This is a genomic window from Mycobacterium sp. UM_Kg27 (assembly GCF_000972905.1).
Lineage (GTDB): Bacteria > Actinomycetota > Actinomycetes > Mycobacteriales > Mycobacteriaceae > Mycobacterium.
Genome location: NZ_JRMM01000029.1, coordinates 1 through 20,278, shown reverse-complemented (window position 1 = coordinate 20,278; position 20,278 = coordinate 1). Strand labels below are relative to the sequence as shown.

The following is a 20,278-nucleotide window of genomic DNA, read 5'->3' as shown; positions in this document are numbered from 1 at the left end:
AGCTCCGGCTACTCAGTAGTTGCTCAGGGGTGAGGTCGGGGGTCGGGAAATGGTCGATCGGGGCAGTAAGGGGCGTCTGGGCAGGAACCGCCATACCCTCGCGGGCGCCTGCCTGGCGCTGGTGGTGGCGCCCACGGCGCCCGCACACGCCGATTTCGACGACCTGTTCGGGTTCGATCAGCTCTTCGACGCAGCTGATCTGGCTGCCTCCGCGCCGCCCGGTCCGCTCGATGCCACTGAGGCGCTGGATCTTTCGCAGCTGGTAGGCAACGACATCTACACCTGGGCATCGGTGGTGGAGGTCGTCTTCGCCGGACTGTTCCAGAACCAGCTCTACGCGACCGTTCATGACCTCGGCGAGCTGTGGATTCAAGGACCAGGCGTGCTGTTGGATCCGATCATCAACCCGCTCTTCGCTTTTGACGGCGCGTGCGGCTTGATCTGCAATGGCGTCAACGGCACGGTGGATCACCCGGACGGTGGCGACGGCGGCTGGTTGTTCGGTGACGGTGGCAACGGTTACAACCCGGGCGCCTCCGAAGACACCGAACTCGGCGTCAGTGGTGGGGACGGCGGCGACGCGAAGATGCTCGGCAACGGCGGCTGGGGCGGCGACGGTGGAGCCAGTGCCGACGGCGGTGTCGGCGGGATCGGCGGCTGGCTGATGGGCAACGGCGGTGACGGCGGTTGGGGCGGTGATGGATTGGACAGCATCTCGGGTACCGCCGGCAACGGTGGCGCCGGCGGGCTCGGGGGCGACGCCATCTCGCTATTCGGCGCGGGCGGGCGTGGTGGTGACGGCGGTGACGGCGGTTGGGGCAACAACGGCGGTGACGGGGGTAACGGCGGCGCCGCGGGTGATGGCGGAAACGCGGTGGCCGGCTTCGGTGGCCCCGGCGGCTCCGGAGGCTACGGCGGCAACGGCGGCGACGGCACCGCCGAGCATCCGAGCGGCGGTAACGGCGGCGACGGCGGGGCCTCTGGAAACGCCGGCAACCTGGTGTTCATGGGCAATGCGGGACCAGGCGGCTTCAGCGCTCCCGGCGGCAACGGAGGAGACGGCCTGGCCGGGTCGGCCGACGGCAACGGCGGCAACGGCGGCCGCGGCGGCGACAGTGGTTCCGGTGGCTACGGCGGCAACCCGAGCCACGCTCGCGCCGGCGGTGCCGGCGGCAACGGTGGCGCGGCCGGATCGGCCACCGCCATCGCAGGCAATGGCGGTGCCGGCGGCGATGGCGGTGACGGCATGCTCGGCCATCCCAACGGCGGTGAAGCAGGCGGAGGCGGCAAGGGCGGCACCGGTGGCGCCGGCGGCGCCGGAACGGCCGCTCACCCCGATGGCGGAGCCGGCGGTAAGGGCGGAAACGGTGGCAATGCCGGAGACGGAAACGCCGCGGCGGCCGGTGGCGACGGGGGCTCCGGGGGCGCCGGAGGGGCTGCGGTCGGGAGCGGATCGGTTGGTCCGGGTGGCCCGGGAGGCAGTGGCGGCGACGGGGGGCAAGGTGTCCCGGGTGGCGCGGGCGGCAAAGCTGGTAGTGGCGGCGCCGGCGATCCGAATGGTGCTCCCGGCCAACCGGGCAGTCCCGGTGACTCCTTCGGCTAGCCGATATTGGCCCTGGAGGACCGTGCGCGCCCGGACTCAGCTGAGCTGATCGCGTGCTTCGGGAGCCTCCCAGGTGTGTGGCAGCATCGGCATGCTGGGACCCGCGGCGCTCTCGGTCACGGTGATCAAACCGGTTGCCGCGGAATCGTTTCCATGGCGCATTGCTCCCGGTAATCCCATCTGTCCCGCGCCGTGTTGTGCGGCCAGAGCGGCTGCTGAGTCGAGGTACTCATAACGGTTGCCGGGATCGGTCAGGGCTTTGCGCTGCCGGCGGCGGCGGGGTTGGCTCGCGGGAGTGGTGCTGGTTGCCCCCGTCTCGGCCGCATGGCGGCGCTGAACCTGCGTGGGCGTGCTCGCGCGCGTTTTCATTCGCGCCCCGCTGGCCGGGCCGGCGCCCACGAGGTAGGGGACGAATGCTGCTGCCTCGGTGCCGGTGAACGGCGGCGGAAGTGGCGGGGCGCCACCGGTAACGGTGGCGGCCGGGGCCAGCGCCGGCGGGGCCATAGCCGGGGGAGCTGCCGGAGCGGGAGCCGGCGGGGCCGGCAGCGCCGGTGGCGCAGCGGTGGCCGCGGGCACCGGCTGTTGCGGGTTCAGGGCGGGCGGCGCCGGTGCGGTGGGGGCGTTGATGCCCGCCAGCCCGGCGGCTCCGACGAGGCCGACCAGCGGCGACGCGGGTGCGACCAAGCCGAGCATGGTCTCGGTCAGCGCCGTGACCGTCGGTGCCATCCCGAGCACGATCTCACCCGCGTAGTGCGGGGCGATCGTCATCAGCACCGGATCGCTGATCAGGCTGGTGAGGGGATTGTTGCTGGACAGGTCGGCCTGGATGGCCTCGTTGATCTCGGCGATGCGGGTGGTCCACCAGCTCTCCTGGTAGATATTGCCGAAGTCCTGGGTGGGCGCCTGGCCGGTCCGATGCTGGTGGTCGCGATGTTGCGGGGGGTTGGGATTGAGCACCGTCGGCGCGGTCGACGCTGCCGGAGACGACGCCACCGCGGCGCCGGCCACCACCTGATACGTGGACATCGTGGTGGCCGCCTGGATCCACATCCGGGTGTAGTCGGCCTCGTTGAGGGCGATCGGAATCGCGTTGATCCCAAAGAAGTTCGTCGCCACCAGCATGGTGTGCAGGGTGTGGTTGGCGGCCAGCTCGGCCAGTGTGGGCATGGCCGCCAGCGCGGAGGTGTAGGCGGTGGCGGCGGCCTGGTGCTGAGCCGCCAGCGTCATGCTGTCCGCGCCGGCTTTCGTCAGCCAGGATAGATACGGAACGTTCGCGGCCACATAGGATTCCGCACTCGGACCCTGCCATGATCCCGCCTGCACGGCCGAAAGCATGGCCGAAAGTTCCTGTGCCACTTCGGTGTATTCCGTGCTCAAGTCGGCCCACATCGCCGCTGCGGCCAGCAATGAGCCCGCGCCCGGGCCGCTACTCAGCAGGGCTGAGTGCACCTCGGGGGGTGATGCCATCCAGATGGGCTCGGTCATTGCCGCCTTTCACGGGGTGGTGAATAGACGAATCGTAAACCTCAAATCGTGACGTTTCCCTGGAAAGTTCCTCGGAATGCGGATTCAGAGTGTGGATCAGTCCGCAGTTATGGAACGCCATGTACCTCGGCGGGTTTATCGGGCGGCGGGACGCACCAGAAAGCCGCTCATGATCAGACTGCGGGCCAGCTCGATCTGTTGCGCGGCGGCCAGTCCGGGCAGCTCGCCGACCCGGAACGGCTCGGTGCCGTCGCAGACGAATCGCATCGCGGCCTCGTGGTCCGGTCGGGCGCTGACGATCAGCTGGGCGAACTGCAGGCCGACCCCGTCGGCCGTCGTGGTCACTCGGGCGTACAGCGGTTGCTGCTTGCGCACCCAGGTGGCGGTGTCGAGCCCGACGGTGTCGGCGACCTGTCCGACGACCGGACAGCGGGCACGCCGCAGCAGGAAATCCTGCATGGCGCCAAGGCCTTCCGTGAGGGAGTCGGAGGTTTCCACGGCGGACAGGCCGGCATGGATCAGTGCGCTCAGGCTTGCCCGCACGTGCGGGTCATCGAGGTGCCGTGCGGGCAATCGGGTGTGCACCACGTCGTCGCGCAGACTCAGCTGGTGCAGGGCGTGGGTCAGCAGCGTGAGCACCGTCGGGACGTGGATGCCGACGGTCAGGTGCACCGACGGTTCGCCTCCGGTCTCGGCGGAATGCACTCGGCCTCGCGGCAGGTAGAGGGTGTCCCCAGCGTCCAGGTGCAGACTCGTCGGCTCGGGAAGACCAGCCGGGTCAACCTCGTACAGCTGTTGCATCAGGTGTGGTGGCACCGGATCGTCGCCGTAGAGATACCAGGTCTTGCTGCCGTGGATCTGCAACACCAGCACGTCGTGGTGGTCGTAGTGCGGTAGGAAGCCGGTGGCGGCCGGCGGGGTGACGTAGGCGTTGACGTGGGTCGGAAAGTTCAGCTCGACCTCGACGCCGTGGGTCAGCGTCGACATCGTGCGCAGGTATTTCTCGATGTTGTTGCAGATGATCGTGTAGCCGCTGCCGGTCGCGGCGCGCACCCGCGCCACATCGAGGGTGCCGTCGGGCAGCGTGTACTGCTCGGGCTCCAGGTGATCGGCGCCGCGCACCAGGCGCACCGCGGACGGCTCGGTGACCAGTGCCGTGAGCAGCTGCTCGAGCGCCGACGGGCCGGCCAGCAGGCGGTCGAAGTAGTCGGTGCGGCCCCGGGCGATGTGGTGCGGGGCGGCTCCCCACAGCTCGTCGAGGAAGGTGTGCACCGTCACCGGCGCCAGCAGCCAGGCGAGCGGGGCTTCCGGGAGCTGCGGAACTTCGAAGCCCGACACCGGCCTCAAGCGCGGGTCAGCAACAAGGTGTGCGGCACCCCGGCGCGTCCGAGCAGCTGGCGCCACGGCGCTTTCAGCAGACCCACTGCCTCCTCGGTAGCCACCACCTGCGGGTTCGTGACAGCGAACGTCTTCCCGGCGACCTTGACCCGCCCGCCGTCGGCGGCCTGCAGATTCTTCACCCAGTCACGCTCGGTTCCGTACGGAAGCAGCACCGCGACGCCGTCGGTGGTGTGGAACATCGAGACCGGGGTGCGGTATGTCGCGCCGGAGCGCCGGCCGGTGTGCTCGACGATCGACCACAGCGGCACCCATCCGCAGATCGGGCGAAACAGCGGGTTCGTCACGACCCGGTTGAACCGAGCGCGTCTCTCAGAGAACTGCACCGCTAACCCTGCCTGGTGAGCAGCACCGCCTGCTCGAACGGCAGCCTGGCGAAGACCCTGCGGGTACGCGGGTTCACGTGCTCGGCTGCTTCGGCCTTGCTGACCACCCGCGGTTCGGTGACACCGATGGTCTTGCCATGCCGGCGCATCGTGCCACCGCCGGCGGCGGTGATGTTCTTCAGCCAGTCCCGGTCCGGGCCGTAGGTGAGCAGGATGGCCACGCCATCATTGGTGCTGAACACGGTCAGCGGGGTCCGATAGGGCTTGCCGGAGCGCCGTCCGACGTGCTCGAGGATCCCGAACGTCGGCGCCCAGCCTGCCCACATTCGCTGGATCGGGTTGGTGACATGCCGGTTGAACCGGGCCAGCCGCTGGGGTAGTTGCATGACTGCCATCCAACTCCGGCCGCCCACTCACTTCAACCCTCAACTACACCCTGTAGTCGAGTGATGTCGCGCGAGCTGGGACACTGGTCGCCGTGGGTAATGCGGATCGAGCCACGGCGGTATCGGAGCGGTTGTTCTCCGAGGCCTGCGCGGTGATCCCCGGCGGCGTCAACTCACCGGTCAGGGCTTTCGCGGCGGTGGGCGGCACCCCCCGTTTCATCGCCGAGGCGCAAGGCTGCTGGCTCACCGACGCCGACGGCAACCGCTATGTGGACCTGGTCTGCTCCTGGGGGCCGATGATCCTGGGCCACGCCCACCCCGCGGTGGTCGAAGCGGTCCGCGACGCCGTGGGGACCGGCCTGTCATTCGGGGCGCCGACCCGCGGTGAGACCGATCTGGTGACCGAGATCATCGCCCGGGTGCCGACCGTGGACAAGGTCCGGCTGGTCAACTCCGGCACCGAAGCCACCATGAGCGCGTTGCGGCTGGCACGCGGCTTCACCGGCCGAGCCAAGGTCATCAAGTTCTCCGGCTGCTATCACGGCCACGTGGACGCCTTGCTCGCCGACGCCGGCTCCGGGGTGGCCACCTTGGCGCTGCCGTCGTCGCCCGGGGTCACCGGCGCCACCGCGGCCGACACGATCGTGCTGCCCTACAACGACATCAACGCCGTCCGTAAGGCATTCGCCGAGTTCGGCGACCAGATCGCCGCCGTCATCACCGAGGCCAGCCCCGGCAACATGGGGGTGGTGCCGCCGGTTCCGGGCTTCAACGCCGAACTGCGCACGATCACCGCCGAGCACGGGGCGCTGCTGATCGTCGACGAGGTGATGACCGGTTTCCGGGTGAGCAGAAGCGGCTGGTGTGGAGAAGGTGGTATCGATCCCGTCCCTGCCGACCTGTTCACCTTCGGCAAGGTGATCAGCGGGGGGCTGCCGGCCGCGGCGTTCGGCGGCCGTGCCGAGGTGATGGACCGACTCGCGCCGCTGGGGCCGGTCTACCAAGCCGGCACGCTGTCGGGGAACCCGGTGGCCACCGCTGCCGGCCTGGCTACGCTGCGAGCCGCCGACGACGACGTCTACGCCGCACTGGACAAGAATGCCGACCGGCTGACCGCGATGCTGGCCGAAGCGCTGACCGAGGCCGGTGTGCCGCACCAGATTCCGCGAGCCGGAAACATGTTCAGCGTGTTCTTCGCCGACGAGCCCGTCACCGACTTCGCTGCCGCCCGCGCGAGTGCGACCTGGCGCTTCCCGGCGTTCTTCCACGCCCTGCTGGAGGCCGGGGTCTACCTGCCCTGCAGTGCCTTCGAGGCCTGGTTCGTCTCGGCCGCCCTCACCGACGAGGCTTTCGACCAGATCGCCGCGGCGCTACCTGCCGCGGCACGTGCCGCCGCCACCACCGGAGAGCCGAAAACCTGATGGCAGAAGAAACCCGCGTCCACTTGATCCGCCACGGCGAGGTCCACAACCCCGACGGCATTCTGTACGGCCGGCTGCCGGGATTCCGGCTCTCCGACACCGGTCGCGCGCAGGCGGTCGCCGCCGCCGACCTGCTGGCCGGCCGCGACATCGTCGCGGTGATCGCCTCGCCGCTACAGCGTGCCCAGGAGACCGCCGCCCCGATCGCCGCCCGGCACAACCTGCCCATCGACACCGACGAGAACCTGATCGAGTCGGCCAACTTTTTTGAGGGCAAGCGGGTTTCACCCGGGGACGGCGCCTGGCGCAAACCGCGGTTCTGGTGGCACCTGCGCAACCCGTTCACCCCGTCGTGGGGCGAGCCCTACGACCAGATCGCGGCCCGGATGGCCGCCGCGGTGAGCAAGGCCCGCGCGCGCGCCGCCGGCCGCGAGGTGGTGTGCGTCAGCCACCAGTTGCCGGTCTGGACTGCGCGCCAGCACCTCACCGGCAACCGGCTCTGGCACGACCCACGCCGGCGCGAATGCGGTGTGGGTTCGGTGACCACGTTGATCTACGACGGTGACCGTCTCGTCGACGTCGATTACCAGGTTCCGGCCGGCGGCTGACGATGCGGGCAGTGCTGATCGTCGGGGCAGTGCTGGCCGCGCTGATCTCGGGCTGCTCGGTCGGCGACGACGCCGTCACCCACGGCGGCACCTTCGAGTTCGTCTCGCCCGGCGGCAAGACCGACATCTTCTACGATCCCCCCGAGGCCCGCGGCCGGCCCGGCCCGATCTCCGGGCCCGACCTGATGGACCCGTCGCGCACCATCGGCGTCGACGACTTCGGTGGCAAGGTCGTCGTCGTCAACGTGTGGGGCCAGTGGTGCGGGCCCTGCCGTACCGAAATCAGCCAACTGCAAAAGGTTTACGACGACACCCGGGCCCAGGGTGTGGCGTTCTTGGGCATCGACGTCCGCGATCCCGAGCCGCAGGCCTCCCGCGACTTCATCGCCGACCGTCGGATCACCTATCCCTCGATCTACGACCCGGCGATGCGCACCATGATCGCGTTCGGCGGTCGCTATCCCTCGTCGGTGATCCCGGCAACCATGGTGCTCGATCGGCAGCATCGGGTCGCGGCGGTGTTCCTGCGCGAAGTACTGGCCGAAGACCTGCAGCCGGTTGTGCAGCGGCTGGCTGCCGAGGCGGCGTCGTGAGCGGCTTCACCGCCACCGCCACCACCGGTCCGCTGCTGTTGGCCGTCGCCGTCTCGACCTTGGCCGGGCTGGTGTCGTTCGCCTCGCCGTGTGTGGTGCCGCTGGTGCCGGGCTATCTGTCCTACCTGGCAGCAGTGGTGGGTGTCGACGAACGGCCTGACCCCGACACCCGCAAACCCCCGCCCGGCGCGCGGTGGCGTGTCGCCGGGTCGGCGGCGCTGTTCGTTGCCGGGTTCACCGCGGTGTTCCTGCTGGGCTCGGTGGCCGTGCTGGGTATGACCACCACGTTGATCACCAACCAGGTACTGCTGCAACGGGTCGGCGGCGCGGTGACGATTCTGATGGGACTGGTGTTCATCGGGTTCGTTCCCGCACTGCAGCGCCAAGTCCGCTTCTCCCCCCAGCAGCTGTCCACCGTGCTCGGCGCACCGCTGCTGGGCGCGGTGTTCGCGCTGGGTTGGACGCCGTGCCTGGGACCGACCCTGACCGGGGTCATCGCAGTCGCCTCGACCACCGACGGTGTCGGGGTGGCCCGGGGCGTGGTGCTGGTGATCGCCTACTGCCTGGGCTTGGGCATTCCGTTCGTGGCGCTGGCCTTCGGGTCGGCCAGCGCGGTGGCCGGGCTGGGTTGGCTGCGCCGGCACACCCGGGCGATCCAGGTCCTGGGCGGGGTGTTGCTGATCGCGGTCGGGCTCGCCCTGGTCACCGGTGCGTGGGACCACTTCGTGGCCGCGGTTCGCGACGGCCTGGTCTCTGATGTCAGGCTGCCGATCTGATGACCACCACCTCTGCACCGCCGACAAACCCAAAACGGCCCCAAAAGGCGCGCTTTGGGGGGACTTTGCGTCTGCTCGCCGGCAAGACCCGCAACACCTGGCGGGCGCTGACCTCGATGGGCACCGCGCTGGTGCTGCTGGTGCTGCTCGCACTGGCCGCCATCCCCGGGGCACTGCTGCCGCAGCGCAGTCTCAACGCCGCCAAAGTCGACGAGTACCTGGCGTTGCATCCGGTCCTGGGTCCCTGGCTGAACCGGCTGGAGGCTTTTGACGTCTTCTCCAGCTTCTGGTTCACCGCCATCTATGTGCTGCTGTGTGTGTCGCTGATCGGTTGCCTGACCCCGCGGACCTTTGAGCATCTGCGCAACCTGCGCGCCACCCCGGTCGCCGCGCCACGCAACCTGTCTCGGCTGCCCAAACACGCGCAAACCCAATTGTCCGGTGACGCCGAAGAACTCGGCGCCCGGATGGCCGCAGAGTTGCGCGGCTGGCGTCGGATCACCCGTACCGAAAACGGCGTCGTCGAGGTGTCGGCGGAGAAGGGCTATCTGCGCGAATTCGGCAATCTGCTCTTTCATTTCGCGCTGCTGGGGCTGCTGGCCGCCGTCGCCCTCGGACGCATGTTCGGCTACGAGGGCAACGTGATGGTCATTGCCGACGGCGGACCCGGCTTCTGCTCGGCGTCGCCGGCCGCGTTCGACTCGTTCCGGGCCGGCGCCACCGTCGACGGGACCAAGCTGCACCCGCTGTGCGTGCGGGTGAACGACTTCACCGCCGACTACCTGGTCTCCGGTCTGGCGACCTCTTTCACCGCGCATATCGACTACCAGGCCGGCGAGGACCTGCGCACCAATGAGTGGCGGCCCTACCTGCTGGAGGTCAACCATCCGCTGCGGGTCGGCGGCGTGCGGGCGTACCTGCAGGGGCACGGCTACGCGCCCACCTTCACGGTGACCTTCCCGGATGGCCAGACCCGCACCCAGACGGTGCAGTTCCGCCCCGACAACCCACTGACCCTGTTGTCGTCGGGCGCGATCCGCATCGACCCCCCGGCCGGGGTCTACCCCGATGCCAGCGAGCGCCGCAAGCACCAGATCGGCATCCAGGGCCTGTTCGCTCCGACCGAACAGCTCGACAACCGGCTGCTGTCGTCGGCGTTCCCCGCGATGAACGATCCCGCGGTGGCGATCGACGTCTACCGCGGCGACACCGGGCTCGACACCGGCCGGCCGCAAAGCCTGTTCACGCTGGACTCCCGGTTGATCGACCAGGGCCGGCTGACCAAGGTGGCCCGGTCCAACCTGAAGGCCGGCGAACAGCTCAGCCTCGATGACGGCACGAAGGTGCGCTTCGACGGGGCGGTGCCGTTCGTCAACATCCAGGTGTCGCACGATCCGGCCGAGATCTGGGTGCTGGTGTTCGCGATGACGATGATGGCGGGGCTGGTGGTGTCACTGGTGGTGCGTCGCCGCCGGATCTGGATCCGGATCACGCCAACGGAGTCCGTGCGGCCGGGTCTCTCTTCGCGCGCTGGCGCGCGCTCATCGCCCCCGACCGGGTCGACGGGACAGGCCGGTACGGTGAACGTCGAGCTGGGCGGGCTGGCTCGCACCGACAACTCCGGCTGGGGTGACGAGTTCGAGCGATTGAGCACGAAGCTCTTCGGCAAGGAGACGTAGGTGAATACGAGTCATATCGACATCGGGCTGGCGCGCTACTCCGACTGGGCGTTCACCTCAGCGATGATCGTGCTGGTCATCGCGCTGCTGTTGCTGGCCGTCGAACTGGCCTCCAGCCGGGCCCGCACGGCCGCCGAGAGCGAGCTGGTTTCCGCCGGCGGTGTGCGCTCCGACAGTGCCACGCCGGGCGTGGTGGTCCCCGCGCAGCGACGACCCCTGGGCGAGCGGGTGGGCCGCGCCGGCCTGGCCCTGGTCTATTTGGGCATCGCCCTTTTGCTGGCCTGCATCGTGTTCCGCGGCGCTGCCACCCTGCGCCCGCCGTGGGGCAACATGTACGAGTTCATCAACCTGACCTGCTTTTCCGGGCTGGTGGCTTCCGCCGTCGCGCTGCGCCGGCCACAACACCGCAGCCTGTGGGTGTTCGTGCTGCTGCCGGTGCTGATCCTGCTGACGGTTTCCGGGCGCTGGCTCTACGCCACCGCCGCGCCGGTCATGCCCGCGCTGCAGTCCTACTGGCTGCCGATCCACGTATCGGTGGTCAGCATCGGCTCCGGGGTGTTCCTGGTGGCCGGGGTGGCCAGCATCCTGTTTCTCATCCGCTCGTCGCGCCTGAGTGATCCCGACGCCCCGGGGGCCCTGGCGCGCCTGGTGCGCCGGCTGCCCGACGCGCAAACGTTGGACCGCATCGCCTACCGGACCACGATCTTCGCGTTCCCGGTGTTCGGTTTCGGTGTGATCTTCGGCGCGATCTGGGCCGAGGGGGCCTGGGGCCGCTACTGGGGCTGGGATCCCAAGGAGACGGTTTCGTTCATCGCCTGGGTCGTCTACGCCGCGTATCTCCACGCCAGGTCGACGGCCGGGTGGCGCGATTACAAGGCGGCGTGGATCAACGTTGTGGGGTTCGCGGCGATGATCTTCAACCTGTTTTTCGTCAACCTGGTGACCGTCGGCCTGCACTCGTATGCCGGAGTCGGCTAATCCAGCTGACAGATTCCTTTATGACAGCTGCGCTACCCTGCGGTTACCGACGTCCATTGACGTCCTAACCAGTGTGACAGGGGAGATACAAGTGTCCGACCATGCACCCGGTGATGTCACTGCGAGCCATGACGTGACGGATCATCCGACCACCCAGTTCCGGCCGCTGCAGCACGTCGGCGAGGCGGCTGAGGCCCCCGCGGACGCCTCGGAGTCCGGGGCCACCGGGTCGTTCAACCAGCGACCCGAAGGTGAGGAGACCCGCTCCTTCGGCGGTTTCCGCACCGAGCGCCGGTTCTCCGAACCGGTCGACCCATGGCCGCCGGCGCCTGCGGAGACCCCGTCTGGGCAGCAGTCCTGGAACGCAGGTGCATCGACCACCTGGGTTCCGCAGCCGATGGATAACCCCGCTCCGGTGTATTTCGGCGGCAGCGCCGGCGCTGGCTCCGGTCAGGCGCCGTATCGCGCCTCTGAGCCCATCGCCCCGTTCTCGGATCTGTCCACCACGTCGCTGTTGCGACAGGTCAAGCCGCCGCCAACGTCGGGCTGGCGTCGCCTGCTCTACGTGCTGTCCGGCCAGCTGATCAACGTCGGCGAGAGCCCGCGCACCATCCGCTTCAACGACTTGGTGGTGCAGGTGAACCGGCCGCTGCAGGGCTGCCACCGGATCGCGGTGCTGTCGCTGAAGGGCGGGGTCGGCAAGACCACCATCACCGCGACCCTGGGGGCCACGTTCGCCTCCATCCGAGGTGACCGGGTGGTGGCCGTGGACGCCAACCCCGACCGCGGCACGCTGAACCAGAAGGTGCCGATGGAGACCTCGGCGACGGTGCGGCATCTGCTGCGCGACGCTGACGGCATCCAGCGCTACAGCGATGTCCGCAGCTACACCAACCAGGGCCCCAGCCGCCTGGAGGTGCTGGCCTCCGACAGTGACCCGGCGGTCTCGGAAGCGTTCAGCGCCGAGGACTACGCCAGCACGCTGCAGGTCTTGGAGCGGTTCTACAGCCTCGTACTCACCGACTGTGGCACCGGCCTGATGCACTCCGCCATGTCAGCGGTGCTCGCCAAGGCCGACACCATGATCGTGGTGAGTTCGGGGTCAGTTGATGGCGCCCGCAGCGCCTCGGCGACTTTGGACTGGCTCGACGCGCACGGCCACGAGGACCTGGTGCGCAACTCGATCGCGGTGATCAATGCGGTGCGGCCACGCTCGGGCAAGGTCGACATGCAGAAGGTGGTCGACCACTTCTCCCGGCGCTGCCGCGCCGTGCGGTTGGTGCCGTTCGATCCGCACTTGGAAGAAGGCGCGGAGATCGACCTGATGCGGCTCAAGCGCGAGACCCGCGAGGCGCTCGTCGAGCTGGCTGCGGTGGTTGCCGAGGCGTTCCCCGGCGACGACCGGTTCAACCAGCACTTCGTCTAATTCGGGGCCTGATTCGGGGGCGTTGCAGCCCTAGGGCTGGTTGTCGCCGTGGCTGATCCGCCACAAGAACTCCGGGTCATCATCCGGTCCGATCACGCGCGTCTTCGGCCGGGCACGAATGGCACGCAGGCTGAGGTACAGCAGCGTTCCCAGAGTCAGGACGAGGAGCAGGTAGAGCACTCGCGACACCTCCTGGCGCCGAATATACCGTTAGCGTCGTTCGCGCCGGTCCAGCCCGCCAGTAGGCTTGATGACCGTGGCGACAGGTCGGGCCCCGTTGGGCCGTGCGGTACTCGATGTAGCGGTGTACACCGCGGCGCGGCTGGCGCTGGTGGTTGTGCTGACGGGGGTGATCTACGGAGTGGGCCGGCTGCTCGGGCTCAGCGATTTCCCGCCGATCATCGCGGCGATGCTGGCGCTGATCGTCGCGCTGCCGTTGGGCATGTGGCTGTTCACGCCGCTGCGTAAGCGCGCTACCGAGAGCTTGACCGTCGCCGGCGAGCGCCGCCGCCAGGAACGCGAGAAACTGCAGGCCCGGCTGCGCGGGGAGTAACCGCCCGTCGTTGACCCCTTCGGGGTTGACTCTGCGTGTACGGCGAAGAAGTGCGAGTAGCCCCCGCCCTCAGCGCAGAGTCAACGGCAAGGCCTCGGTCGTGTCAATGTTTGTTGACAGACGCGGAGTGTCAAGTTACCTTGACATCATGAATGAGCCGCCGGACGCCTCCTTGGTTTCCGCTACGGATGCGGCGACCAGTGCGGACCCGGCCGTCGGCCTGCGTGGCGTGCGTGCCTTGCAGCGGCTGCAGGAGCGGTTGGAGGCCATCCATGTGGCCAATGCTCGCGAGCAGGGCTGGAGTTGGCAGGCAATCGCCGAGGCACTCGGGGTGAGCCGTCAGGCCGTGCATCAGAAGTACAACCGGAGGAAATGAGCCATGGTCTTTGAGCGGTTCAGCCGCGATGCCCGGGCCGCGGTCATACAAGCTCAGCGAGATGCGCGGGGCTTTCACGCCGACGACATCGGGCCACAGCATCTACTTCTCGGGGTGCTCCAGACCGCCGAGGGGGATCTGTCGGCGACGCTGGGGGGCTACGGGCTGACTATTGATGGGGTGCGGACACGACTGGCAGAAGCGATGGAAACCAGCGAGTCGTTCGACGCCGATGCGGACGTGCTGCGGCTCCTTGGGATCGACCTGCGTGCGGTCCGTGATGCCGTGGCGGACACCTTCGGTGCAGAGGCCTTTGACCGTGCGGTACAGCGAACAGGCCGCGGTAGCCGTCGTCGAGGGCGTCTGGCCTTCACCCGGGCCGCCAAGACGACGCTGCAACTCGCTTTGCGAGAGGCGGTGGCGCGCAAGGGCAAAACGATCTGCTGCGAGCACATCATGTTGGGCATCTTGCGTGATGCCGATCCGGTCGTGATGGACATAGTTACCGAGTCTGCCGATCCGGCAACGCTGACAGCCGCGGTCAGCACGCTGCTGGAACGGGCGGCCTAGCGCTGCGCCGAATGGACGCTCACCCGCCGATGCGATGACAAGCGTCGCGGCCCGGTAAGGCAGTGAACTGAGCGACTATCGACCTATTGGCCCAGAGTCAACGCCAAGGCCTCCGCGATCGCCCACACCAGCATGGTCAGCCCGGTGTCGCGCAGCACCGGAATCAACGCGGCCCCGCTCTGCCCGGAGCGCACGGGGGTCAGCGCCCGCAGCGCCAGCGGCGTGGCGATGAACCCGACCGCGCACCACGGGGTGGCCCGCATCAGGGCCAGCGTCATCAGACCGGTCAACGTCAGCAGCAGCGCGTAGAGGATCCGCGTGCTTCCGTCGCCCAGCCGGACCGCGAGGGTGATCTTGCCGGCCGGTTTGTCGGTGGCGATGTCGCGCAGATTGTTGGCCACCAGCACCGCCGACGACAGGGCGCCGACGCCCACCGCCAGCGCGCCGCCGACCCAATCCACCCGCAGGGCCTGGGTGTACTGGGTGCCCAGCACCGCGACCAGGCCGAAGAACACGAACACCGCGATCTCGCCGAAGCCGGCGTAGCCGTACGGCCGCGACCCGCCGGTGTACAGCCAGGCCCCCGCGATGCAGGCCGCGCCCACCACCAGCAGCCACGGCGCGCTGACCAGGGCCAGGGCCAAACCCGCCAGCGCTCCGACCGACAGGGCGGCGATCGCGGCCGTCAGCACCGCGCGCGGGCTCGCCAGCCCGGCGCCCACCAGACGCAACGGGCCGGTCCGGTCGTCGTCGGTGCCACGGATGCCGTCGGAGTAGTCATTGGCGTAGTTCACTCCGATGATCAGCGCCAATGCGACGGTCAGCGCCAGCAGCGCCTTCCACCACACCTCGGCGCCTAGCCATGCTGCCGCGCCGGTTCCGGCGATCACCGGAGCGATCGCGTTGGGCAGGGTGCGGGGGCGAGCACCCTCGATCCACTGTGCGAAGCTGGCCTTTTCAGACATGGGCACGATCCTTGCATGCGGGAGGAACAGAACTTGCTCGGCGTGATCGGCGGTAGCGGTTTCTACTCGTTCTTCGGCGGGGACGCGCGCCGCATCAGTTGCGACACCCCCTACGGGGCGCCCAGTGCGGAGATCACCATCGGTGCCGTCGGCGGGTACGAAGTGGCCTTTCTGCCGCGGCACGGGGCCGCCCACGAGTATTCGGCCCACACGGTGCCCTATCGGGCGAACATGTGGGCGTTGCGGACGCTGGGAGTGCGGCGGATCCTTGCGCCGTGCGCGGTCGGCAGCCTGACGCCGGAACTGCCCCCAGGTTCGGTGGTGGTGCCCGATCAGCTGGTCGATCGCACCTGGGGCCGCGCCGACACCTACTTCGATGACGGCGGCGTGCACGTCGAGTTCGCCGACCCGTACTGCTCGACGCTGCGGACCGCGGTGACCGGCCTGCCCGACGTGGTCGACGGCGGAACCATGGTGGTGATCCAGGGCCCGCGGTTCTCCACTCGCGCCGAGAGCCAATGGTTCGCCGCGGCCGGATTCCGACTGATCAACATGACCGGATATCCCGAAGCGGTGTTGGCTCGTGAACTGGAAATGTGTTATGCCGCAGTAGCTCTGGTCACCGACTTGGACGCAGGCGTCGACGTCGGCAGTGGTGTGAAGGCCGTCGATGTGTTCGCGGAGTTCCAGAAGAACATCGAACCGTTCAAGAAGCTGGTGCACGACGCCATCGAGCGGATCGATGAAGAGCGCACCTGTACGCACTGCCTGCCGCACGAAGGCATTCAGTTGCCGTTCGAGCTGCCCTGAATCGACGTAGCGCGCTCAAAGGTGGGCGGCCGCGTACTCGGCGCCCTGCTCGGTCATGCCGTTGACGCCGTACGAGGCGTGTGCAAAGGGCGGTCCGCCGGCCGGGGCGCCGTTGCAGATGGTGTCGCCGTCGGCGCACAGCTCCAAGGCCTTGGACGCATACCGCGGACCGATCCGCACCGGTGGCGCACCGTTCGGCTGGAGGAACTCCGCCGAAGGCGTGCCGAACAATACGACTGCGGCAACGTGGTCGGCCACCGACGACGGCATCGGCTTGGGGATGTAGGCGAGGTAGTCGGCGGGAACTTCCTTGGGGATCTCGGCCGAGGTGGTGTAGCCGGCCAGCGCCGCACCTTGCGAGAAGCCACCCAGCACGATTCGGGTGTTGGGGCAGTTCGCGGCGGTGTTCTCGATGTGCGTGCCGGCGTCGCGGATGCCGTCGACGACGGTGCGGGCGAAGTCGACCCCGCCGCCGAAATCGTTGCTGGCGGCATAGTTGACCGGATAGACCTCGAAGGAGCGCGCACCCACCTTGGCGTGCAGCGCATCGACAAAGGATTGACCGATGCCGCCGACGCCGGGTGGCTCACCGGTGCCGCGCGCGAACACCACCTCCACGTCGGGACAGGGCTGCGCCGAGGCGGGCGGGGCGCTGGGGGACAGCAGTGCTGCGCCGCCCAGCGCCATCGCTGTTGCCAGGTACCGGGTGATTCGCCGTGCTGTTGTTGCAGCCATTGCAGTGATGTACATCGTGACCCTCATTCGTATCGTTCACCCGACCCGGGCTCAAGAGCAGAAACGCAGTTTCGGCTACCCCTCGTCGGCGCCCGATAAACGCCTAGGTGCAGCCGTATTTGTGCTCGCCGCTGGAAGGGACTCAGTTACCGTTCGAGCTGCCCTGAACGACTTCGCCGTTCGCGGCCGAATCGTCGCTTCCCCGATAGATCTTCGGTCCACCCGCGGGTGCGACAGTGGCTGAGTCCGCTGACCGGAAGATGCGCGGTGTGCCGGGCTCGCCGGGTTTGGGGCGGTCGTCGGCCGGCACCGGCAGACGTCCGACGACGATCGCCACCACCAGGCCGCACAACGCCAGGCCGCACAAAACCACGTCGAACGTGCTGGTGATCTGCTGCGCGAGTCCGTTGCCATACACCGGATTCGCCCACGCGCTGGCGCGCTGGGCTTCCGCGACCCGCGGAGCCAGGCCGACGCCCACCACGACGCGGGCGATCGTGAACCCGAACAGGACGGCGCTCGCCGACCAGACGGCCGCCGCCGGAAGGAAGCGATTGCCCATGGTGAGCCGTAGCCAGAGCGCGATGACCGCAGTCACCACATCGAAGGACGCCATCGCAGCGCTGTCGTACGGCGAATACGGCAGGTCCAGACCGACCGCGACGCTGAGATCGATGATGCGCATGAGGGCCGACCCGAGGCTCCAGATCGCGATCAGCAACAACGTGTTCCGGGTGGCGCCCAGCCACGTCGTCGCGGACGCGTCGCGCGCGGCCGCCACCGCGAACAGTGCCGCGGCGGCCACCCACACCAAGTAGCCCTCGAAGCCGACCCCAGCGGTGGACGTATTCTGCGCGATCCCGTGAAAGCCGTCGATGGCGCGGCCGACCGGCAGCACCCATACCAGGGTTCCGGCGATCAGAGTGGCCCCGCCGAGCAACACGACAGCGAGCTGGGATGCCTTGTCGCGCCGCAGAACCCACCTCGAGGCTAGGACTACGGTAGCCCACGCCACCGCTCCGTACACCAGGGCGGTCGCAATGATCGCGACCTGCTGCCGGCCGAAGCCGGTCGTGGAATCGGCGTCCGGCAGGGCGTAGCGCACCCGCCAATACAGGTTGAACAGCACGCTCAACGTGGCGCCGACGATCGATGCGTAGCCGAGCGCGCGAACCGTGCGCCACCACAGCCGCACCGGCCCGGCGAGCACCGGCTGCGCGGCGAGCAACGCACCTGCGGCGCCCAGCAACGCGCCCGGCCCGACGCCACCGGGCGGCTGCGGGCTTCCGCCGTAGCGGATGGTCTGCACCACGTCGGCGGCCACCACCCCGAGCAGCAACACCAGATACGGTGCGCTGAGCAACAGCCGCAGCCTTCCCGCGACGGCGGGATGGTTGACCCGCAAGATCCCCCAGGGACCGACGTAGGTCGCGGCGATCGCCGTCAGCGCGAGCACGGTGGCCACCGCCAGCGCGACGAACAGTCCGGGCTCGCTGCCCGGAACGCCGGCGCCGAAGTACAGGCTCCACGGCAACGCCGGCGCCGCGAGCAGCAGTGCCGCAGCGGTCGCATCGCGGCCGATATTCCAGCTCCTGGTCGACTCGGCGATCACCTGCTCACCATAACCGCGGGAGGGGCATGCGCCATTGAACTGCGAAGATCGGTCCGCTCGCCGGTCGATCCGCGCGGCTAAACTGGCTAATCGAGTGGCCGCGGAAGGAGACGCGCAATGGATGTCGCGCTCGGAGTCTCGGTTACCGGCGCGCTCGCCCGCTTGGCGCTCGTCGAATCGGATGCCTATGGCGATGCTGTGCTCGACGAGTCGATGCTCGATCTGACGCGCAATCCGGTCGAAACGCTGATCGAGACCGTGACCGGAACCCACCGCATGCTGGCCGAAGAGGGCCACCGGCTAGCTGCTACCCGACTGTGCTGGTCGGATTCGGAGTTGATGGCAGAGGTTCGCCGCGGCCTCGAGGATGCGGGCGTTGAGAACGTTTCCGAGCAGCCTCAGGCGCGCTCGGCAGTGGCGTTGGCGCGCAACGCCTCGGGTGAGGACGGCGAGACGACGTGGCTGCCTGCTCCGGCGGCCGACGCGACCATGGCTGCGCCGGCGCTGCCGGACGCCGGTGCCCCGGACGGAACGGCCACGGTGCTGGCTCCCGCGGCTGAGGGCGAGCAGCCGGAACAGCAGCTGGCGTACTCGATGACTGACGATGACTCCGAACTGTTGCCGGTGGAGTACGCCGAGGGCGACTACGAAGGTTATGAAGGCTACGACGCCGAATACGGCTCCGAATATGGGGGAGATGACGGCGAATCCGAAGAGCGGGCGGCGCCACCGCCGCCGGTGGGGCGCGCACTGCTGATTGGCAGTTCGGTCGGTGGGATTCTGGTGGCCGGGTGCGCGGCGTTGGCCGTCGCCGTGACAATAGGTATTCGTCCCACGGCCGCCTCCACGCCCTCGCAGCCTCCGGTGGTGGCGCAGCCGCCGCCGGCCCAGCCGGTGCCCGGTAACTTCATGCCGGTGTTGCCGGCCCCGAAGCCGGTGCGGTTGCCCGTTCTGCAGTCCCCGTACCCGAATCCTGTTGTAGCCCCGGCGAACCCGGCTCCGGCTGTCGTTGCTCCGGCGCCGGTGGTGCCCGCCCTTCCGGCTGCGCCCGCCCCCGCACCGCCCGCGGTGATTCCGTTTCCCATTCCGATACCGATCATCACCGGACCCGTCGGTGGTGGCGGCGGCTGGCTGCCCGGATCGGGCGGCAGTGGCAGCGGTGGCAGCGGGTCCGGTAGCGATCAGGGCGGCGGCAGCCATTCCGGCGGCGATGCCGGTTCGGGCGGCACTGGTTCGGGTAGCAACGGTGCCGGTGGTAATGGCTCCGGTGGCACCGGCACAGGCGGCAGCGGTTCGGGGGGCACTGGTTCGGATGGCGCTGGTTCCGGCGATAACGGTTCCGGCAGTGGACATCCCGGCGGCAGCGAGCCGGGTACCGGCCATTCCGGCGGTACCGGTGCGGGTGACGGTAGTACGGGAGGTTCCGGCAGCAACCCGGGCGGATCGGGCGGTGGTTCGGGTAGCTCCGGCGAGACCGGTTCGGGTGGTCAGTCCGGCGGATCCGGTGGAACCTCGGGCGGCTCCGATGAGAGCGGCTCGGGCGGTACCGGAGCGGGAAGTGATTCGGGCGGAACCAGTTCGGGAGGATCCGGCGGCGACGCGGGTAGCTCCGGCGGTGCCGGCTCGGGCGCGTCCGGGTCGGGCAGCGGCAGTTCGGGCGGCTCTGGCAGCAGTGCAGGCAGTGATGGCGGCGGCGCCGGGGGCGCGTCGTCTGGTTCCGACAGCAGCTCTGGCGGTTCTGCCGGTAGTTCCGGTGGTGACTCCGGCGGGAGTTCGGGTGGTTCGGGCGGTGGCTCCAGCGGCGGGTCCGGTGGATCGAGCGGTGCCTCCAGCGGCGGGTCCGGTGGTTCGGGCGGTGGCTCCAGCGGTGGCTCCGGTGGTTCGGGCGGTGGCTCCGGCGGCGGGTCCGGTGGTTCGGGCGGTGGCTCCAGCGGTGGCTCCGGTGGTTCGGGCGGTGGCTCCGGCGGCGGGTCCGGTG

The 20,278-nt window shown here is 69.0% G+C and carries 21 protein-coding genes; 13 read left to right on the top strand and 8 right to left on the bottom strand.

Annotated elements, in window-relative coordinates; translation table 11 throughout:
- The first annotated feature begins 121 nt into the window (after nt 1–121).
- A complete protein-coding gene (locus LI94_RS25055; protein WP_192830932.1) occupies nt 122–1,603 on the top strand; it encodes a PGRS repeat-containing protein in 1,482 nt (493 codons plus the stop codon).
- Between the two features lie 36 nt (nt 1,604–1,639).
- Here the strand turns inward: LI94_RS25055 and LI94_RS07160 are convergent, their stop codons facing one another.
- From LI94_RS07160 to LI94_RS07145, 4 genes are all read right to left on the bottom strand, one after another.
- Complete coding sequence (locus tag LI94_RS07160; protein ID WP_024442574.1) at nt 1,640–3,088, bottom strand: PPE family protein; 1,449 nt, start codon at nt 3,086–3,088, stop codon at nt 1,640–1,642.
- 135 nt (nt 3,089–3,223) lie between these two features.
- The gene (locus LI94_RS07155) at nt 3,224–4,426 is read right to left on the bottom strand and encodes a cupin domain-containing protein (RefSeq protein WP_046300763.1); all 1,203 of its coding nucleotides are present in this window, start codon (nt 4,424–4,426) and stop codon (nt 3,224–3,226) included.
- 5 nt (nt 4,427–4,431) lie between these two features.
- Nucleotides 4,432–4,812, bottom strand: a complete 381-nt coding sequence (locus tag LI94_RS07150; protein WP_046300762.1) for a nitroreductase family deazaflavin-dependent oxidoreductase — start codon at nt 4,810–4,812, stop codon at nt 4,432–4,434.
- Nucleotides 4,813–4,814: 2 nt separating this feature from the next.
- Nucleotides 4,815–5,198: a nitroreductase family deazaflavin-dependent oxidoreductase gene (locus LI94_RS07145; protein ID WP_024442577.1), complete on the bottom strand. Its 384-nt coding sequence runs from the start codon at nt 5,196–5,198 to the stop codon at nt 4,815–4,817.
- Nucleotides 5,199–5,290: 92 nt separating this feature from the next.
- Here LI94_RS07145 and hemL point away from each other — a divergent pair, with 92 nt between their 5' ends.
- From hemL to LI94_RS07110, 7 genes are all read left to right on the top strand, one after another.
- Complete coding sequence (hemL, locus tag LI94_RS07140; RefSeq protein ID WP_024442578.1) at nt 5,291–6,619, top strand: glutamate-1-semialdehyde 2,1-aminomutase; 1,329 nt, start codon at nt 5,291–5,293, stop codon at nt 6,617–6,619.
- Entirely contained in the window at nt 6,619–7,227 is a 609-nt protein-coding gene (locus LI94_RS07135) for a histidine phosphatase family protein (protein WP_024442579.1), read from the top strand. Before hemL ends, LI94_RS07135 begins: the two co-directional genes overlap by 1 nt.
- A 2-nt stretch (nt 7,228–7,229) precedes the next feature.
- Nucleotides 7,230–7,820, top strand: a complete 591-nt coding sequence (locus tag LI94_RS07130; protein ID WP_024442580.1) for a TlpA disulfide reductase family protein — start codon at nt 7,230–7,232, stop codon at nt 7,818–7,820.
- Nucleotides 7,817–8,596 (top strand): cytochrome c biogenesis CcdA family protein, encoded by a 780-nt coding sequence (locus LI94_RS07125; protein ID WP_046300761.1) that lies wholly within the window; start codon nt 7,817–7,819, stop codon nt 8,594–8,596. The genes LI94_RS07130 and LI94_RS07125 overlap by 4 nt, the downstream gene beginning before the upstream one ends.
- A gap of 116 nt (nt 8,597–8,712) precedes the next feature.
- Nucleotides 8,713–10,275 carry a cytochrome c biogenesis protein ResB gene (locus tag LI94_RS07120; protein WP_046300771.1) on the top strand — a complete coding sequence of 521 codons (1,563 nt, stop codon included), beginning with the start codon at nt 8,713–8,715 and terminating at the stop codon, nt 10,273–10,275.
- Complete coding sequence (gene ccsB, locus LI94_RS07115) at nt 10,276–11,253, top strand: c-type cytochrome biogenesis protein CcsB (protein WP_046283221.1); 978 nt, start codon at nt 10,276–10,278, stop codon at nt 11,251–11,253.
- Nucleotides 11,254–11,344: 91 nt separating this feature from the next.
- Entirely contained in the window at nt 11,345–12,679 is a 1,335-nt protein-coding gene (locus tag LI94_RS07110; RefSeq protein WP_046283222.1) for a MinD/ParA family protein, read from the top strand.
- A gap of 30 nt (nt 12,680–12,709) precedes the next feature.
- Here LI94_RS07110 and LI94_RS23050 read toward each other — a convergent pair whose 3' ends face one another.
- Complete coding sequence (locus LI94_RS23050) at nt 12,710–12,859, bottom strand: hypothetical protein (protein ID WP_105294679.1); 150 nt, start codon at nt 12,857–12,859, stop codon at nt 12,710–12,712.
- A 70-nt stretch (nt 12,860–12,929) separates the two neighbouring features.
- Between LI94_RS23050 and LI94_RS07105 the strand changes: the two genes are divergently transcribed.
- From LI94_RS07105 to LI94_RS07095, 3 genes are all read left to right on the top strand, one after another.
- On the top strand, nt 12,930–13,232 hold the full coding sequence (locus LI94_RS07105) for a DUF4229 domain-containing protein (RefSeq protein WP_046283223.1): 303 nt from the start codon (nt 12,930–12,932) through the stop codon (nt 13,230–13,232).
- A 148-nt stretch (nt 13,233–13,380) separates the two neighbouring features.
- Entirely contained in the window at nt 13,381–13,608 is a 228-nt protein-coding gene (locus LI94_RS07100; protein WP_046283267.1) for a helix-turn-helix domain-containing protein, read from the top strand.
- A 3-nt stretch (nt 13,609–13,611) separates the two neighbouring features.
- The gene (locus tag LI94_RS07095) at nt 13,612–14,178 is read left to right on the top strand and encodes a Clp protease N-terminal domain-containing protein (protein WP_046283224.1); all 567 of its coding nucleotides are present in this window, start codon (nt 13,612–13,614) and stop codon (nt 14,176–14,178) included.
- 83 nt (nt 14,179–14,261) lie between these two features.
- Here the strand turns inward: LI94_RS07095 and LI94_RS07090 are convergent, their stop codons facing one another.
- A complete protein-coding gene (locus LI94_RS07090; RefSeq protein WP_046300760.1) occupies nt 14,262–15,143 on the bottom strand; it encodes a 1,4-dihydroxy-2-naphthoate polyprenyltransferase in 882 nt (293 codons plus the stop codon).
- A gap of 15 nt (nt 15,144–15,158) precedes the next feature.
- On the opposite strand from LI94_RS07090, the gene LI94_RS07085 reads away from it, so the two are divergent.
- On the top strand, nt 15,159–15,953 hold the full coding sequence (locus LI94_RS07085) for an S-methyl-5'-thioadenosine phosphorylase (RefSeq protein ID WP_152664772.1): 795 nt from the start codon (nt 15,159–15,161) through the stop codon (nt 15,951–15,953).
- A gap of 15 nt (nt 15,954–15,968) precedes the next feature.
- Here the strand turns inward: LI94_RS07085 and LI94_RS07080 are convergent, their stop codons facing one another.
- Together LI94_RS07080 and LI94_RS07075 are read right to left on the bottom strand one after the other, a co-directional pair.
- Nucleotides 15,969–16,703 carry a cutinase family protein gene (locus tag LI94_RS07080; RefSeq protein ID WP_082105679.1) on the bottom strand — a complete coding sequence of 245 codons (735 nt, stop codon included), beginning with the start codon at nt 16,701–16,703 and terminating at the stop codon, nt 15,969–15,971.
- A 127-nt stretch (nt 16,704–16,830) separates the two neighbouring features.
- Nucleotides 16,831–18,300, bottom strand: coding sequence for a hypothetical protein (locus LI94_RS07075; RefSeq protein WP_052739891.1), 1,470 nt, complete (start codon nt 18,298–18,300; stop codon nt 16,831–16,833).
- Nucleotides 18,301–18,417: 117 nt separating this feature from the next.
- Between LI94_RS07075 and LI94_RS25050 the strand changes: the two genes are divergently transcribed.
- Nucleotides 18,418–20,278: hypothetical protein (locus tag LI94_RS25050; protein ID WP_192830931.1), on the top strand; the 1,861-nt coding region annotated here is incomplete at its 3' end.